The organism is Aquimonas voraii (assembly GCF_900101825.1).
GTDB lineage: Bacteria > Pseudomonadota > Gammaproteobacteria > Xanthomonadales > Xanthomonadaceae > Aquimonas > Aquimonas voraii.
Window position 1 is genome coordinate 16,561 of the sequence record NZ_FNAG01000010.1, and the last position, 15,269, is coordinate 31,829.

General features: G+C 68.4%; 10 protein-coding genes and 1 riboswitch. Of the genes, 5 read left to right on the plus strand and 5 right to left on the minus strand.

The genetic code is table 11. The features are described from left to right. Window positions 1–245: 245 nt before the first annotated feature. The 3 genes from BLP83_RS13895 to BLP83_RS13905 all read right to left on the minus strand — a co-directional run bounded on the left by BLP83_RS13895 (window position 246) and on the right by BLP83_RS13905 (window position 5,646). On the minus strand, window positions 246–2,513 hold the full coding sequence (locus BLP83_RS13895; RefSeq protein ID WP_143006687.1) for a hypothetical protein: 2,268 nt from the start codon (window positions 2,511–2,513) through the stop codon (window positions 246–248). Between the two features lie 180 nt (window positions 2,514–2,693). Next, a complete protein-coding gene (locus tag BLP83_RS13900) occupies window positions 2,694–4,973 on the minus strand; it encodes an NADP-dependent malic enzyme (protein ID WP_091243980.1) in 2,280 nt (759 codons plus the stop codon). A 106-nt stretch (window positions 4,974–5,079) separates the two neighbouring features. Then, the gene (locus tag BLP83_RS13905; protein WP_091243983.1) at window positions 5,080–5,646 is read right to left on the minus strand and encodes a TMEM165/GDT1 family protein; all 567 of its coding nucleotides are present in this window, start codon (window positions 5,644–5,646) and stop codon (window positions 5,080–5,082) included. A 107-nt stretch (window positions 5,647–5,753) separates the two neighbouring features. Next, window positions 5,754–5,858: riboswitch (yybP-ykoY riboswitch) on the minus strand. A gap of 445 nt (window positions 5,859–6,303) precedes the next feature. Between BLP83_RS13905 and BLP83_RS13910 the strand changes: the two genes are divergently transcribed. The 3 genes from BLP83_RS13910 to BLP83_RS19285 all read left to right on the plus strand — a co-directional run bounded on the left by BLP83_RS13910 (window position 6,304) and on the right by BLP83_RS19285 (window position 9,784). Then, window positions 6,304–7,575 carry a NupC/NupG family nucleoside CNT transporter gene (locus tag BLP83_RS13910; protein WP_091243986.1) on the plus strand — a complete coding sequence of 424 codons (1,272 nt, stop codon included), beginning with the start codon at window positions 6,304–6,306 and terminating at the stop codon, window positions 7,573–7,575. Between the two features lie 4 nt (window positions 7,576–7,579). After that, the gene (locus BLP83_RS13915; protein ID WP_091243991.1) at window positions 7,580–8,548 is read left to right on the plus strand and encodes a ribokinase; all 969 of its coding nucleotides are present in this window, start codon (window positions 7,580–7,582) and stop codon (window positions 8,546–8,548) included. 555 nt (window positions 8,549–9,103) lie between these two features. Next, window positions 9,104–9,784 (plus strand): glycine zipper 2TM domain-containing protein, encoded by a 681-nt coding sequence (locus tag BLP83_RS19285; RefSeq protein WP_143006688.1) that lies wholly within the window; start codon window positions 9,104–9,106, stop codon window positions 9,782–9,784. Window positions 9,785–10,098: 314 nt separating this feature from the next. Here BLP83_RS19285 and BLP83_RS13925 read toward each other — a convergent pair whose 3' ends face one another. Both BLP83_RS13925 and BLP83_RS13930 read right to left on the minus strand, forming a co-directional pair. Next, window positions 10,099–10,728 carry a CoA transferase subunit B gene (locus BLP83_RS13925; protein ID WP_091243998.1) on the minus strand — a complete coding sequence of 210 codons (630 nt, stop codon included), beginning with the start codon at window positions 10,726–10,728 and terminating at the stop codon, window positions 10,099–10,101. A 113-nt stretch (window positions 10,729–10,841) separates the two neighbouring features. Further along, the gene (locus BLP83_RS13930; RefSeq protein WP_091244002.1) at window positions 10,842–11,576 is read right to left on the minus strand and encodes a CoA transferase subunit A; all 735 of its coding nucleotides are present in this window, start codon (window positions 11,574–11,576) and stop codon (window positions 10,842–10,844) included. Window positions 11,577–11,951: 375 nt separating this feature from the next. On the opposite strand from BLP83_RS13930, the gene ettA reads away from it, so the two are divergent. Continuing rightward, a complete protein-coding gene (ettA, locus tag BLP83_RS13935) occupies window positions 11,952–13,613 on the plus strand; it encodes an energy-dependent translational throttle protein EttA (RefSeq protein WP_091244005.1) in 1,662 nt (553 codons plus the stop codon). Window positions 13,614–13,877: 264 nt separating this feature from the next. Continuing rightward, window positions 13,878–15,119, plus strand: coding sequence for an aminotransferase class I/II-fold pyridoxal phosphate-dependent enzyme (locus tag BLP83_RS13940; protein WP_091244007.1), 1,242 nt, complete (start codon window positions 13,878–13,880; stop codon window positions 15,117–15,119). Window positions 15,120–15,269: the final 150 nt, after the last annotated feature.

Here is a 15,269-nt window from a genome sequence, read left to right on the forward strand (position 1 = left end):
TTTCCACTGCCGCGATCGCACTCCTATTGACCGCGCGACGGCAAGTGGCCGACGGGGTCAGGACGCGCGACGAAGACGCGTCCCGTCGCTTTCCGACGCCCGTCACCTCTCCCTGCGCGACCGACACAGCCGGGCCGCCGCCAGCGAGATCCGTGCGCGTCTGACCCGGGCGATGCGGGTCACCATGCGCCGAGGCACTTCGGCGTGACCGGCCCGCACGACGTCGCGCGGACCGGCCGCCCGCGTCAGCGACCGGTGGTCACCGACCAGGTATCGCTGACCCCACCCACGTTGACGATGACGTTGACCGTGGCGGAGGACTGGCTTGAGGACGTCGTGCGCAGACGCAGGCTGTCGCCTGGATTCAGGACGCCGGGGACACTGGTGAATGCCCCGCCGTTGCGTGAGTACTGGCCGCCGCTGATGCTGATCGTCGCGGGCTCGGAGAAGCCCACCGGGCGGAGCGTGTTCGACGTGATCGATCGATTGCGCCTCGCCCCAGACACGTCCTGGAAGCTGAACGCGTCCGGCGTCGTGTCAGCCGCCTCGGTGATGCTGGTGAATTCCGCCGACACCACCCCCAGACGAAGGGTGCTGGAGACGGCGCTTGAGTACTGGCTGGAGGCCGTATGCCGAAGCCTGATCGTGCGTCCCGCCGATACTTCCACGCTCGCCTGCGTCCAAGGCCCATCGTCCAGGCTGTACTCGCCGCCGGCGATTGAGAGCGGCAGCACGCCATCGAAACCCTCGAGGCGGGCGATGGCGGAGTACTGGACCTCGCCACGGGGAACGCCCTCGTGCACCGGAAACGCGAACGCGTCGGGGATCAGATCCGGACGTACGATCGTGACGGCAGCCGCGTTGTTGGGCTCGAAATCATCGGTCTGGTGAGCGCTGACGGAAAGCTGCAGCGGCCATGCGGTTTCCGAGGCCGGGGAAGTGAAGCGCAGCCAGAGCGGCTCCACCGAGCCTGCCGGCAAATCGCGGTAAAGCACACATTCGGCACGGTCAGCATCCTGGCTGCACTCGAAGCCCAGGGGCAGCGAGCCGGGATCGAGCTGACCGCCCTGCAGACCCGTGATCGACAAGCGCACTCCCGTTGCCGCGTTCCGCCCGGAGCTCCAGGGATCCTGCGGCGCAAAGTTGTGCAGGCGAACATTCAGCCAGACATCCTCGCCCGCAGCCACCGGCGCAGAATGCGGGTCGGCCTGGAGATCCAGATCGACGATCGCAGGACCGCGCAGGACCTGCGCCCACACGTCCTGTGCACCGCCTTCGCGGGCTTGGCTGCTCCACGCCAGATGCAGGTCGCCGTCGGCATCGCTGTCGATGTCCAGCAGGCGCAGTGCGCGACCGGGCGCTTCCAGCACGCGGACGGGTGCCCCTGCCGGTTGGCCGAAGGCGTTGGTCCAGAAGGCCTCGATGACATCGGTCTCCGGCCATTCAAGCGACGCCGGGCCCGCCCACGCGATCGTGAACCCGTACTCGGCATCGGCGCTGATGCGAATCGAGCGGGGCGACGCTTCCGGCAGGCTCGGCGGCAGCGCATGCACGTCTTCCACCGGACCCAAGCCCCAGTCGTATCCGCGGATGCGCACCTGTCCGTAGGCGGCATAGGCGATTCTGATCGCCCCCAAGCCCGAACGGGCGATATCCGGCGCACCCAGCTCAGCAGCAGGCCCCTCTTCGACCAGGGTCGGCGGCTGCGGCGTATGCCCCCACACGTCGAAGCTCTGCAGCTGCAGCCTGCGCAGCCCGGGCTGGTGGGTGTCGTCCTCTGCCCAGACAAGCAGGAATTCGCCCGGTTGCGTTGAGACCAGGCGCGCCTGCACGGGCGTTGCACTGACCCCGCCGCCGAGCCTCACAGGGGCGCCCTGTGCGCCCCACGGCGCCAGCACCTGCGCATACAGCTCGAACCCTTCAACACCCTCGGCAGACCAGGCCAGAACCGCGAATTCACCGTTCTCGTCCGTGGCCAGCGTCGGGTTGGAGAGGGGGCCGCGCACGCCCGGGAGGACTTCGGCCCACGCGGACTCCGGCCAGCCCTCGAAACCGAAGCGCTGGAATCGCACTTCTCCCGTGGCATCCCAGTACACCAGGGTGGAGCGCGCGCTCTCGACCGTACCCGAGGCCAACAAGGGACCACTGCCGAGGTCAGTCGCAAAGGGATCTTCGACACGCTCACCGAAGTAGCCCGCAGGTCGCTCAAAGCTGCGGACCAGGATGGGGCTGCCGGGCCACGGCTCGCGAAGCCAGAAACGCTGCAGACGACCGCCGGGACTCACGCTTTGCGCCAATGGCGCGGAGGGATATTCGGACAGCCCGGCCGCGATCCGTGTCGGTTCGCTGGCCGGAGATCCCACCTGGGCAAAGGCGGTTGCGGAGCCCGCCGCAAGCAATGCACACAGCAGCTGCGACGCGCCATGCGTCGCGGAATAGAACCGTTTCATCGGTGGAAGCTCCCGGCGGCTGGCCGCCTGATCATGAAAGTAAGAGGAACGCCAAAACGGCAAAACGCCGCAGATCGCTTTCAGCCGCGTCCGCAGGTGCGCACGCCTGCTTCGCCGACATCACCCCGCCGATGCGGGGTGATGCTGCTGGCAAGACGCACGGGCGCGCTCAATCTATACGAACGGCCAGAAAGGATGAATGCCGTCCTTCCGGGGAGGGGATCCGGCCGCCCGCAGGGATCTTCAGCCCCGCATCGCACTCCGCACCTGGGCTTCCACTGCCGCGATCGCACTCATGTTGACCACGCGACGGACGGTGGCCGACGGGGTCAGCACGTGCGCGCTGTGCGAGACGCCCATCAGGATCGGCCCAAGGCCGACGCCATCGGTCATGCTGCGAACGAGGTTGTAGGCGGTGTTGGCCGCGTCGAGATTGGGGAACACGAACAGGTTGGCGCGGCCCTTCAGGCGCGAGTCGGGGAACAGGCGCTCGCGGATGTCCTCGTTGAGCGCGGCGTCCACGTGCATCTCGCCTTCCACTTCGAGTTTGGGCGCGCGCACGCGGATCTTCTTCAGCGCCTCGCGCAGCTTGATCGCACTGGGGCTGTCATGGGTGCCGAAATTGCTGTGGCTGATCAGCGCGATCTTCGGCTCGATGCCGAACATCTTGATGCGGTAGGCCGCCTGCAGGGCACTCTCGGCGATCTGATCGGCGGTCGGATCGACCTGCATGTGGGTGTCGGTGAAGAAGAACACGCCTTTGTCGTTCAGCACCGCCGACAGCGCGGCGACCTTGTCCTCGCCCTGGTCGGTGCCGAGCACGTCGAGCACGTGCTTGGCCTTCTTCTGGTAGCGGCCGACCAGGCCGCAGAGCAGGGCATCGGCCTCACCGCGGCGGACCATCAAGGACGCGATCACCGTGGCACGCGAGCGCACGATCGCCTTGGCGGCGGCCGGGGTGACGCCGCGGCGCTGCATGATCTGGTGGTAGAGCTGCCAGTACTCGTTGAAGCGCGGGTCGTCGTCGATGTTGGTGATGTCGACATCGACACCCGGCCGGATACGCAGGCCCAGGCGCTCGATGCGCGCCTCGATCACCGCCGGACGACCGATCAGGATGGGCCGCGCGATGCGCTCGTCGACCACGGTCTGCACCGCGCGCAGTGCCACTTCCTCTTCGCCTTCGGCGTAGACGACGCGCTGCAGGTTGGCGCGGGCGCGGTCGATCACCGGCTTCATCAGCAGACCGGTGCGGAACACGAAGGTATTGAGCCGCTCGCGATAGGCGTCGAGGTCGATCGTCCGCGTCGCCACGCCGGAGTCCATCGCCGCCTTCGCCACCGCCGGCGCCAGCGAAGCCAGAAGACGCGGATCGAAAGGCCGCGGGATCAGGTAGTCCGGACCGAAGCTCGGCGTCTCGCCCGCGTAGGCCGCACCCAGGTCCGAGGCCTCCTTGCGCGCCAGTTCGGCGATCGCATTGACGCAGGCCAGCTTCATCGCCTCGTTGATCGTGGTCGCGCCCACATCGAGCGCACCGCGGAAGATGTACGGGAAGCAGAGCGCGTTGTTGACCTGGTTGGGGTAGTCCGAGCGCCCCGTGGCGACGATGCAGTCCGGCCGCGTGGCGCGGGCCAGCCCGGGGTCGATCTCGGGCGTCGGATTGGCCAGCGCCAGCACCACCGGGCGCTCGCCCATGGTCGACAGCATCTCGGGCTTCAGGATGTTGCCGGCCGACAGACCGAGGAACACATCGGCGCCGACGAGGATGTCGGCCAGCGTGCGTGCCGGGGTGTCGCGGGCATAGCGGCGCTTGTCCGGATCCAGATCGGTTCGGCCGCTGTGCAGCACGCCGTCGCGATCGACGGCCAGGATGTTCTCCGGCTTGAGCCCCAGGGCCACCAGCATGTCGAGGCAGGCGATACCCGCGGCACCCGCGCCGGACGTGGCGAGCTTCACGTCTTCGATCTTCTTGCCGACGACATGCAGGGCATTCAGCACCGCCGCGCCGACGATGATGGCGGTGCCATGCTGGTCGTCATGGAACACCGGAATCTTCATGCGTTCGCGCAGCTTGCGCTCGACGATGAAGCACTCCGGCGCCTTGATGTCCTCGAGGTTCACGCCGCCGAAGGTGGGCTCGAGCGCGGCGATGATGTCGACCAGCTTGTCCGGATCGTTCTCGCTGACTTCGATATCGAAGACGTCGATGCCGGCGAACTTCTGGAACAGCACGCCCTTGCCCTCCATCACCGGCTTGGCCGCCAGCGGACCGATGTTGCCAAGGCCGAGGACCGCCGTACCGTTGGAGATCACGGCGACGAGATTGGCGCGCGCCGTGACCGTGGACGCTTCGTTCGGGTCTGCGACGATGGCCTCGCAAGCGGCAGCGACGCCCGGCGAATAGGCCAGCGCCAGATCCCGCTGGTTCACCAGCGCCTTGGTCGGGGTGACCTTGATCTTCCCGGGCGGGTGCTGACGGTGGTAGTCGAGGGCGGCTTGTTTGAAGGCGTCGTTGTCGGACATGTCGGGCGCAGGGCTCAGGTGACAGCGGGGCCGCCCATGGTAGCGCCCCACGCGCGCCGCAAAGGTCCATGCCCGTGCGTATGTCGCAGCGGCCTTGGGCCTGCGCTCAGCCGGCTTCGACCTGCACCAGCACCAGCACCGCCAGCACCGTGAACACCAGCGCCGCCGCGTAGTGCGCGGCTTTCAGCGGCAGGCGATGGGCGAACCTGGCCCCCAGCGCCACGACTGGCACGTTGGCCAGCAGCATGCCGATTGTGGTGCCGAGCACGACCATCAGCAGCTGCTCGTACTTGGCGGCCAGCAGCACGGTGGCGATCTGGGTCTTGTCGCCCATCTCGGCGATGAAGAACGCGAAGGTGGTGGCCAGGAAGGGCCCGAAGCGGTGCTTGGGCGCGTCCTCGTCATCCAGCTTGTCGGGGATCAGCACCCACACCGCCATGCCCAGCAGCGAGGCAAACAGGATCCAGCGCAGCGCGCCTTCGGGGATGTAATGCGCCGCCACCGAGCCCAGCCAGCCAGCCAGCGCATGGTTGAGCAGGGTGGCGACGAGGATGCCCCAGGCGATCGGCCAGAAGCGCCGGTAGCGGGCCGCGAGGATCAGGGACAGCAGTTGCGTCTTGTCGCCGATTTCAGCAATCGCAACGGCGAGCGTGGAGAACAGCAGGGCTTCCATGGGTGGGCTCTCACAGGGCCGGGTGACGGGTGGGACGCGCGGACGATCCGCCGCACCCGGCCCGGGTCGACGCATCGCCAGCGGTCTCGTCAGGCCCGATGCCGGAAGATTCCGGCCACCGACTCCACGCGCCAGGGCCGGCCGGCCCAGTGTGTTGACGCGCGGTCGCGCCGGTTCCGCGAGGAACTTGGGCGCGCGACTACTCCCCGATGGGGCCACGCAGTGTACGCCAGCGCGTTGGTGCGAACACGCGATCCGGATGCGAACAGGCCATAGGGTGGGCCCTGGCCCACCGTAGCCTCGACACGTCGCGACCCGTGGCGAACACGCCGCTCGGGCATCGACGCGTGGCGAGCGTCGAGCTCATGGTGGGCCAGGGCCACCCGATACGGCCCGGCTCTGGCAAATCCCGAATCCCTGCCCGGCCCTCGCATACCACGCGCGGGCGTTCTGGCGACCCGCGCGGCAGTGGCGCGCGGGTCGCCTGCCTCCGGCCCGGCCCCAAGGGCCCAATTCTTGTCACCCCGCCTGCACTGTCCTACCCTGCCCGGCCTGACCGCAGGGGCCGCCGGCCTGCCGTGGTAACGACCTGTTCCGGCCGCCGCGGTGGCCGCTCTTCGCGTATTCGAGCGGCCGCGCGCCGCGGGGGAAGTCCCGATGCTGCAGATCCTGTTCGGCCTGTTCGGCCTGGCCTGCCTGATTGCGATCGCCTGGCTGTTCTCGGAGGCCAAGCGCAGCGTCGACTGGCGGCTGGTCGGCACCGGCGTCGCCCTGCAGATCGTGTTCGCGATCTTCGTGTTGATGACGCCCTGGGGCGCCAGCATCTTCAACGCCCTCAGCAACGGCTTCGTTGGCCTGTTGAGCTTCACCTCCGAGGGCTCGCAGCTGATCTTCGGCGACCTCGCCAAGTCGGAGACGCTGGGCTTCATCTTCGCTTTCCAGGTGCTGCCGACGATCATCTTCTTCGCCGCCTTCATGGGCGTGCTCTACCACCTCGGCATCATGCAGATGATCGTCAAGGGCATGGCTTGGGTGATCACCAAGGCCATGCGGGTGTCGGGCGCAGAGACTCTGTCGGTCTGCGCCAACGCCTTCATCGGCCAGACCGAGGCCCCGCTGGTGGTGAAGCCCTATGTCGCCAGCATGACCCGCTCGGAGCTGCTCACGCTGATGGTCGGCGGCATGGCCACCATCGCCGGCGGCGTGCTCGGCGCCTACGTGCTGATGCTGGGCGGCAACGATCCGGCCCAGCAGGCGGAGTTCGCCAAGCATCTGCTCACCGCCAGCATCATGGCTGCGCCCGCGACCCTGGTGATCGCCAAGATCCTCTGCCCCGAAGCCGGCAAGCCGGTGACGCTCGGCAAGGTCGAGGTCGAAGTGGAGAAAACCACCGCCAACGTCATCGACGCCGCGGCGGCGGGCGCTTCCGAGGGCCTCAAGCTGGCGCTCAACGTCGGCGCCATGCTGCTGGCGTTCACTGCCCTGATCGCGCTCATCAATGCGCCGATCGGCTGGCTGGGCGACATCACTGGCCTCTCCGAGGCGATCGGCAAGCGTGCCGACCTGTCCGTGCTGCTCGGCTACGTGCTGGCGCCGATCGCCTGGATCATCGGCGTGCCCTGGGCGGACGCCAATGCCGTCGGCAGCCTGATCGGCACCAAGGTCGTGCTGAACGAGTTCTTCGCCTACAACCAGCTGTCGACGGTCAAGGAAAGCCTGAGCGAGAACTCGGTGATCATCGCCACCTACGCGCTCTGCGGCTTCGCCAACTTCAGCTCCATCGCGATCCAGATCGGCGGCATCGGCTCGCTGGCGCCCGAGCGTCGGGCGGATCTCGCGCGTTTCGGCCTGAAGGCCGTGCTGGGCGGCTCGCTGGCGACCTTCATGACGGCCACGATCGCCGGCGTGCTGACCCAGCTTGCAGGCTGAATCCATGCCTGCGCGCGTCGTCGTTGTCGGCAGCTACAACCAGGACATGGTCTGGCGCACGCCGCGCTTTCCGGTGCCGGGCGAGACGCGCTTGGGCGCCTTCGACACCGGCCCCGGCGGCAAGGGCTTCAACCAGGCGATCGCCTGCGCGCGCCAGGGCGTGGCCACCCACTTCATTGGTGCGCTGGGCGATGACGCGCTGGCTCGCGGCATGCGCGAGTTGGCGCTCGCCGAGGGCCTGGCCCTGCACTGCGAGACGCATGCCGAACTTGCCACCGGCACAGCCGCCATCCTGGTCGAGGACAGCGGGCAGAACCTTATCGTGGTCGGGCCCGGTGCGAACGCGGCGCTCAGCGTCGCCCACATCACCGCGCAAGCCGCGGTCATTCGCGCCGCGCGGGTGTTGGTAACCCAGCACGAAGTGAACTACGAGGCCTCGTTGGCCGCGCAGAAGATCGCCCGCGCGGCCGGCGTGCTCTGCCTGCACAATCCGGCGCCGCCGGTGGATGCACGCGATCTCGATCTGGTCGACGGCGCGGATCTGATCACCCCGAACGAGACCGAGTTCGTGCAGCTGCTGAAGCTGCGGGGGATCGAAGCGCCCGCGGCCGAGGCGCTGGCGGCGTGCGGCGATGAGGCACTGCATGCGCTCTGCCGAGCGCTGCCTGCGGGGACGGTGGTGGTGACCTTGGGCGGCCACGGCGCCTTTGTCTCGCATGCCGCCGAAGCCCTGCACGGGGATGCGCACCCCTACTACCGCAGCGCGCCTGAGCGCGTGCAGCCGGTCGATACCACCGGCGCCGGCGATGCCTTCAGCGGTGCGCTGGCAGCCGCCCTGGCCTCCGCGCCGGAAGCACCCTTTGCCAAGGCCGTGCATGCAGCCGGCCAAGTGGCGGCGCTGTCCACCGAACGCCGCGGCGCGGCGCTGGCGATTCCGCGTCAGAACGAGGTGGTGGAGCGCTTCGGGGGCTGAGCGGACGCCCTGATCCCTTGGGTGGGGGACTGTGGCGAGCGTGTGGCGCAGGGTGGGCCAGGCCCCACCCAATGCGCGCCTTGTTTCAGATCCGGGGCGAGCCTTGAGCGCCCGGTGGGCCGGGGCCCACCCCATGTTCGTTTTGTTTGAGATCGGGGCGAGCGCGGCGCGTGTGGTGGGTTTGCGTGCGACCGACAGATCCAGAGCCGAAGGCGGCACCGCACTGCGCCCGCATGGGGTGGGCCAGGGCCCACGGCAGCCTCAAACGCTGGCCCCCGTCGCTGCCAACAGCGCCGCTCTACGCCGCTGAACGGCGCTCCCACGCTGACCACCGCGCTTCGGCTCCCACACCTACCACCGCGCTTCGAAATACAGGGGGTGGGCCCCGGCCCACTGCGGCCTCGACCGCTTGCCGCTGTCGCTGCAAGCACCGCCGCTTCACGCCGCTGAATGCCGTCCCCACGCGCACCGCCCCACTTCCGGAAACATTCAGTTGCAATCACTAGGCTGCCGACGGTGCAGGGGGCTGCAAAACGACATTCCAAGGTGGATCCCATGAAGACCCCGATCATCGCTGCGATTTCCGTTCTGGCCCTGGGCGGCGTGGCCGTCGCCTCGTACGGCGGCTTTTCGCGTGCCAACCAGGCCGAGGTGCTGTCGGCCGAACCGATCCGCGTGACCGAGCCGGTGCTGGCCGACGTGCTTCGCGTGACCCCGGTCGAAGAGAACCGTCCGGTCAGTCGCCAGCAGTGCAGCGAACGCAGCGTGCAGCGACGCGCCCCCGAGCGCTTCGGCGACCGCGACGGCATGGTCGCGGGTGCGGTGATCGGCGGCCTGCTCGGCAACCAGATCGGTGACGGCAGCGGTCGCGCCGCCGCCACCGCCGCAGGAGTGCTGGCCGGCGGCGCGATCGGCAAGGAAATGGACCGACGCCACACCGGCGGTCGCCGCTACACGGAGACAGTGAGCGAATGCCGCGACATCCAGGACAGTGAGCGCGTGGTCGTGGCCTGGGACGTCGAGTACCGCGGCGAGACCGGCACCGGCACCCAGCGCGTGAGCACGGAGCCGGGCGCGCAGATCCAGATCGGCGAACGCGATCGCGTGATCGGCTACGACGTGCGCTGGCGCTACGGCGAGCTGGAAGGCGAGAGCCGTCTGCGTGAGAAGCCCGGCGAGACCCTGCCGGTCGAGAACGGCCGGATCGCGCCCTCATTGCTGATCGGCGAAGGCTGAGCACGGGTCCGAGCCGCACCGCGCGCTTCGCGACCCAGGCCTCGAACTCGCAGGTGAACACAGTCGAGGCACCACGGATCCCGCCCATCCCGGCCTCGAACAAAGGTCGCGCGTCCGGCACAGATCCGGACGCGTTCGACCGCTACGCGGCGAGGCCATCGCTGCGCGCGGTCACGCCGGATCGAGCCTCGCGTGCCTGATCCGCGGGCGCGCCCTCGGTGGCGCGACAACGCCGAATTCTTCAGCCTTGCCTTTGCGGAAACACACAGGGCGCCCGAAGGCGCCCTGTGTGTGATGCGAGATGTGGAAGCCGTTCAGGCCGCGACCGGCACTCCAGTCTTCTCGCGCAGCTCCTCCATGCTGACGCCCGGCGCCAGCTCGACCAGCTTCAGGCCTGCAGGCGTCACGTCGAGCACGGCCAGCTCGGTGATGATGCGGTTGACCACGCCGACGCCGGTCAGCGGCAGGGTGCAGGCGGGCAGGATCTTGTGCTCGCCGCCCTTGGCGGTGTGCTCCATCAGCACCACCACGCGCTTGACGCCAGCGACGAGATCCATCGCGCCGCCCATGCCCTTGACCATCTTGCCGGGCACCATCCAGTTGGCGAGGTCGCCTGTGGCGGTGACCTGCATGGCGCCGAGGATGGCGAGGTCGATGTGGCCGCCGCGGATCATCGCGAAGCTGTCGTGGCTGCCGAAGTAGCTGGCGCCGGCGCGGGCGGTGACGGTCTGCTTGCCGGCGTTGATGAGGTCGGCATCGACCTCGGCCTCGGTCGGAAACGGGCCGATGCCGAGCAAGCCGTTCTCGCTCTGCAGCCAGACATCCATGCCGTCGGGGATGTGGTTGGCCACCAGCGTCGGCAGGCCGATGCCGAGGTTGACGTAGGCGCCGTCGGTGAGTTCGCGGGCGGCGCGCTGCGCCATCTCGTCGCGGGTCCAGGGCATGTCGAGGGTTCCTTCGATGGAGCGGGCGCTGAGCCCGCGGTGTCGTGATGGATGGGGAACGGGGCCGTGTCGAACTCCGGTGGGCCAGGGCCCACCCGATGCGTATCGCGGCCTCAGGCGGCGCGCGTGGTGCGCTGCTCGATGCGCTTCTCGGGCGTGGCGTTCACCACGATGCGGTCGACGTAGATGCCCGGCAGGTGCACATGGTCGGGATCGATGTCGCCGATCTCGACCAGTTCCTCGACCTCGGCCACGCAGACCTTGCCCGCCATGGCGCAGGCCGGGTTGAAGTTGCGCGCGGTCTTGCGGAAGACCAGGTTGCCGGCGCGATCCGCCTTCCAGGCCTTTACCAGGGACACGTCGGCGTGCAGGGCGGTCTCCAGCACGTACCAGTGGCCGTCGGGGAACTGGCGGGTCTCCTTGCCCTCGGCGACGACGGTGCCGTAGCCGGTGCGGGTGAAGAAGGCCGGGATGCCGGCGCCGCCAGCGCGCAGGCGCTCGGCCAGCGTGCCCTGCGGATTGAACTCGAGTTCCAGTTCGCCGCCGAGGTACTGGCGCTCGAACTCCTTGTTTTCGCCGACGTAGCTGGAAATCATCTTGCGGATCTGCCGCGTGCTGAGCAGCTGGCCCAGGCCGAAGCCGTCGACGCCCGCATTGTTGCTGATCGCGGTCAGCCCCTTCACCCCGGAGTCGCGCAGGGCGGCGATCAGGGCTTCGGGAATGCCGCACAGGCCGAAGCCGCCCACCGCCAGGGTCTGGCCATCGGCCACCAGATCGCGCAGCGCGGCCTCGGCGCTGGGGTAAACCTTGTTCTTGCCGCCGCGGACGGCGGGTGCGGTGTCGCTCATGGGCGTGGCCTCGCAAGGGAGTGTGGCAAGGCCGCGGATTCTACCCGCCGGGCTCGGGCATCCGCTGCCGTACCTTTGACCGATGCTGCGAAGCAGCACGCGCATCGGGTGAGCCACGGCCCACCCTATTCCGGTTCGGTGAGAGATTTCGGCGAGCACGGCGCTCACGGCGGGCCTGGGCCCACCCCATGCGGCATGGCGGCAAGGTTGGGCGCTGGCCCACCGCAAGGGTCGACGCTTGCGACGGTGCCCGGGGCGCTCCGGCGCCCGCCCTGCTAGACTTCGCGGTCTTCCGCGCCCGTGCGACCGCCTGCTGCCCTTCCGGCATCGGGCCACGGCTCTGCGCGACCCACGCCCGAGGATCAGGACCCCGCCATGCAGTACATCTACACGATGATCGGCGTCAGCAAGATCGTGCCGCCGAAGCGCCAGATCATCAAAGACATCTCGCTGTCCTTCTACCCCGGCGCCAAGATCGGCCTGCTCGGCCTGAACGGCGCCGGCAAGTCGACGGTGCTGCGGATCATGGCCGGCGTCGACAAGGACTTCCAGGGCGAGGCCCGCCCGCAGCCGGGCATCAAGGTCGGCTACCTGGAGCAGGAGCCCAAGCTCAACCCCGAGCACACCGTGCGCGAGGCCGTGCAGGAAGGCCTGGGCGAGATCTTCACGGCGCAGGCCGAGCTGGACAAGGTCTACGCCGCCTATGCGGAGGAAGGTGCGGACTTCGACAAGCTCGCCGCCGAGCAGGCGCGCCTCGAAGCCATTCTCGAATCGGGCGATGCGCACACCCTCGAACAGCAGCTCGAAGTGGCCGCGGACGCCCTGCGCCTGCCGCCCTGGGACGCCAAGATCGGCCCGCTCTCGGGCGGCGAGAAGCGCCGCGTGGCGCTGTGCCGCCTGCTGCTGCAGAAGCCCGACATGCTGCTGCTCGACGAGCCGACCAACCATCTCGACGCCGAATCGGTCGAGTGGCTGGAGCAGTTCCTCGCGCGCTACACCGGCACCGTGGTGGCGGTGACCCATGACCGCTACTTCCTCGACAACGCCGCCGAGTGGATCCTCGAACTCGACCGCGGTCGCGGCATTCCCTGGAAGGGCAACTACAGCGAGTGGCTGGTCCAGAAGGAAGAGCGCCTCAAGCAGGAAGAGAACCAGGAGAAGGCCCGCCAGAAGGCGATCGCGCGCGAACTCGAATGGGCGCGGCAGAACGCCAAGGGCGGCCGCAGCAAGGGCAAGGCGCGTCTGGCCAAGCTCGACGAGCTGCAGTCGGTCGACTACCAGAAGCGTCAGGAGACGAACGAGATCTTCATCCCGCCGGGCGAGCGCCTGGGCAACTCGGTGATGGAGTTCAAGAACGTCACCAAGAGCTTCGGCGACCGCGTGCTGATCGAGAACCTCAGCTTCATCGTGCCGCCGGGCGCCATCGTCGGCATCATCGGCCCCAACGGCGCCGGCAAGTCGACCCTGTTCAAGATGATCACCGGCCAGGAGAAGCCCGACTCCGGCACGATCACCACCGGCCCGACCGTCAAGCTGGCCTACGTCGACCAGAGCCGCGACAAGCTGGACGGCGACCACAATGTGTTCCAGGAAGTCTCGGGCGGCTCGGACATCCTCAACATCAACGGCATCGAGATCCAGTCGCGCGCCTACATCGGCCGCTTCAACTTCAAGGGCCAGGACCAGCAGAAGCTGGTCGGCACCCTCTCGGGCGGTGAACGCGGTCGCCTGCACCTGGCCAAGACCCTGCTGCAGGGCGGCAACGTGCTGCTGCTCGACGAACCCTCGAACGACCTCGACATCGAGACCCTGCGCGCGCTCGAAGACGCGATCCTGGAGTTCCCGGGCAACGTCTTCGTGATCAGCCACGACCGCTGGTTCCTCGACCGCATCGCCACCCACATCCTGGCCTTCGAGGGCGACTCCCACGTCGAGTTCTTCCAGGGCAACTACCGCGAGTACGAGGAAGACAAAAAGCGTCGCCTCGGCGAGGAAGGTGCCAAGCCGAAGCGCGTGCGGTTCAAGAAGTTGGTGTGATGGCGGCCGGGAATCGAGATTCGGGATTCGGGATTCGTTAAAGCCGGTTCCCGCGAGAGTGAAGGCCCCCGCCCTGTGCGGGGGCTTTTCTTTTTGTGACCCACAGGTTGAAGCGGCCTGAGTTCTTGAAGCGCACTGCACCTCGCCGCCTGCGAATCCCGAATCCCAAATAACGAATCCCGGAGGAAGCGGCACGCTTCCTCCTAACGCCGCCAGGCGTTTCCCGCTAGTCTTGACGCCCCTTCCACGCTCCGCCCCACGCCCATGTCGCACCGTCCCGTTCCGACCAGCCAACGCCTTGAACAGGTCCGCTACGAAATTCGTGGTGAGCTGGCGCGGCGAGCCCGGGACCTCGAGCAGGCGGGACGCAAGCTGTACAAGCTCAACATCGGCAACCCCGGGGCCTTCGGTCTGCACGCGCCCGCGCACATCCAGCAGGCGATCGCCGAGCACATCGCCGACAGCGATCCCTACTGCCATCAGCAGGGCCTGCCGCAGGCCCGCGAAGCCGTGGCGGCACTGCATGTCGCACGCGGCAGCGCCGGCGTCACCCCGAACGACGTGTTCCTCGGCAACGGCGTCAGCGAGCTGATCGACATCGCGCTCCGCGCCCTGCTGAACCCCGGCGAGGAAGTGCTGCTGCCGAGCCCGGACTACCCGCTGTGGAGCGCGGCCACCCTGCTCAACGGTGGCAACCCGCGCTACTACCACTGCCGGCCCGAGCACGGCTTCCTGCCCGATCCCGAGCAGATCGAGGCGCTGATCACCGCGCGCACCCGCGCGCTGGTGCTGATCAATCCGAACAACCCGACCGGGGCGGTGTATCCGCGCGAGCTGCTGCAGCAGATCGTCGCGATCGCCGAGCGCCATCGACTGGTGCTGATGGTCGACGAGATCTACGACGGCCTGACCTACGAGGATGCGGAGTTCGTGCCGCTCGCACCGCTGTGCGGCGACGTCCCCTGCCTGTCCTTCGGCGGCCTCTCCAAGGTCTACCGCGGCTGCGGCTTCCGCGCCGGCTGGGTGGTGCTGTCCGGCCACCGTGGACGGCTGTCCGAGTACCACCACGCCTTCGATCTGCTCGGTGCGCTGCGCCTGTGCGCCAACGTGCCCGCGCAGTGGGCGATCCCGGCGGCGCTGAACGGCCCCGACACCGCCAGCGCTTTGACCGCGCCGGGCGGGCGCCTGCATGCGGCCCGGCAGGCGGTGATCGACGCCTGTGCGGTGAGCCCGCGGCTGTCGGTAGTGGCGCCCGGCGGCTCGATGTTCGCCTTTCCGGGGGTCGACACCCGCGACCTGCCCGGCTTTGACGATTACCAGTTCGCACTGGAGCTGCTGGAACAGGACGGCGTGCTGATCGTGCCGGGTTCGAGCTTCAACGTGGCCTACCGCAACCACTTCCGCGTGACCCTGCTGCCCGAGCCGGCCGACATCGCCGAGGTGTTCCGGCGCATCGACGGCGCGCTGGAGCGGCAGGCGCAGGCGATCAAGCGGGCGGTCGCATGATCCTAGATTCCGCAGTCGACCGTTTCCTACTTCGAGCAACTCTCTGATGCGGTTCGAGATCCCCACCACAACCGACCTCTTTGCGATGGGTGAGGGCCACTACGCACCCGATAGCACGCCTGGCCGGCCGTCTGGCTGCGTTGTTCGGCC

Bases quoted from the DNA above. Each gene is read 5' to 3' on its own strand.
- BLP83_RS13930 (WP_091244002.1), bottom strand. From the start codon at position 11,576: ATGAGCGACACCGCACCCGCCGTCCGCGGCGGCAAGAACAAGGTTTAC.
- ettA (WP_091244005.1), top strand. From the start codon at position 11,952: ATGCAGTACATCTACACGATGATCGGCGTCAGCAAGATCGTGCCGCCG.
- BLP83_RS13900 (WP_091243980.1), bottom strand. From the start codon at position 4,973: ATGTCCGACAACGACGCCTTCAAACAAGCCGCCCTCGACTACCACCGT.
- BLP83_RS13915 (WP_091243991.1), top strand. From the start codon at position 7,580: ATGCCTGCGCGCGTCGTCGTTGTCGGCAGCTACAACCAGGACATGGTC.
- BLP83_RS13910 (WP_091243986.1), top strand. From the start codon at position 6,304: ATGCTGCAGATCCTGTTCGGCCTGTTCGGCCTGGCCTGCCTGATTGCG.
- BLP83_RS19285 (WP_143006688.1), top strand. From the start codon at position 9,104: ATGAAGACCCCGATCATCGCTGCGATTTCCGTTCTGGCCCTGGGCGGC.
- BLP83_RS13925 (WP_091243998.1), bottom strand. From the start codon at position 10,728: ATGCCCTGGACCCGCGACGAGATGGCGCAGCGCGCCGCCCGCGAACTC.
- BLP83_RS13940 (WP_091244007.1), top strand. From the start codon at position 13,878: ATGTCGCACCGTCCCGTTCCGACCAGCCAACGCCTTGAACAGGTCCGC.
- BLP83_RS13905 (WP_091243983.1), bottom strand. From the start codon at position 5,646: ATGGAAGCCCTGCTGTTCTCCACGCTCGCCGTTGCGATTGCTGAAATC.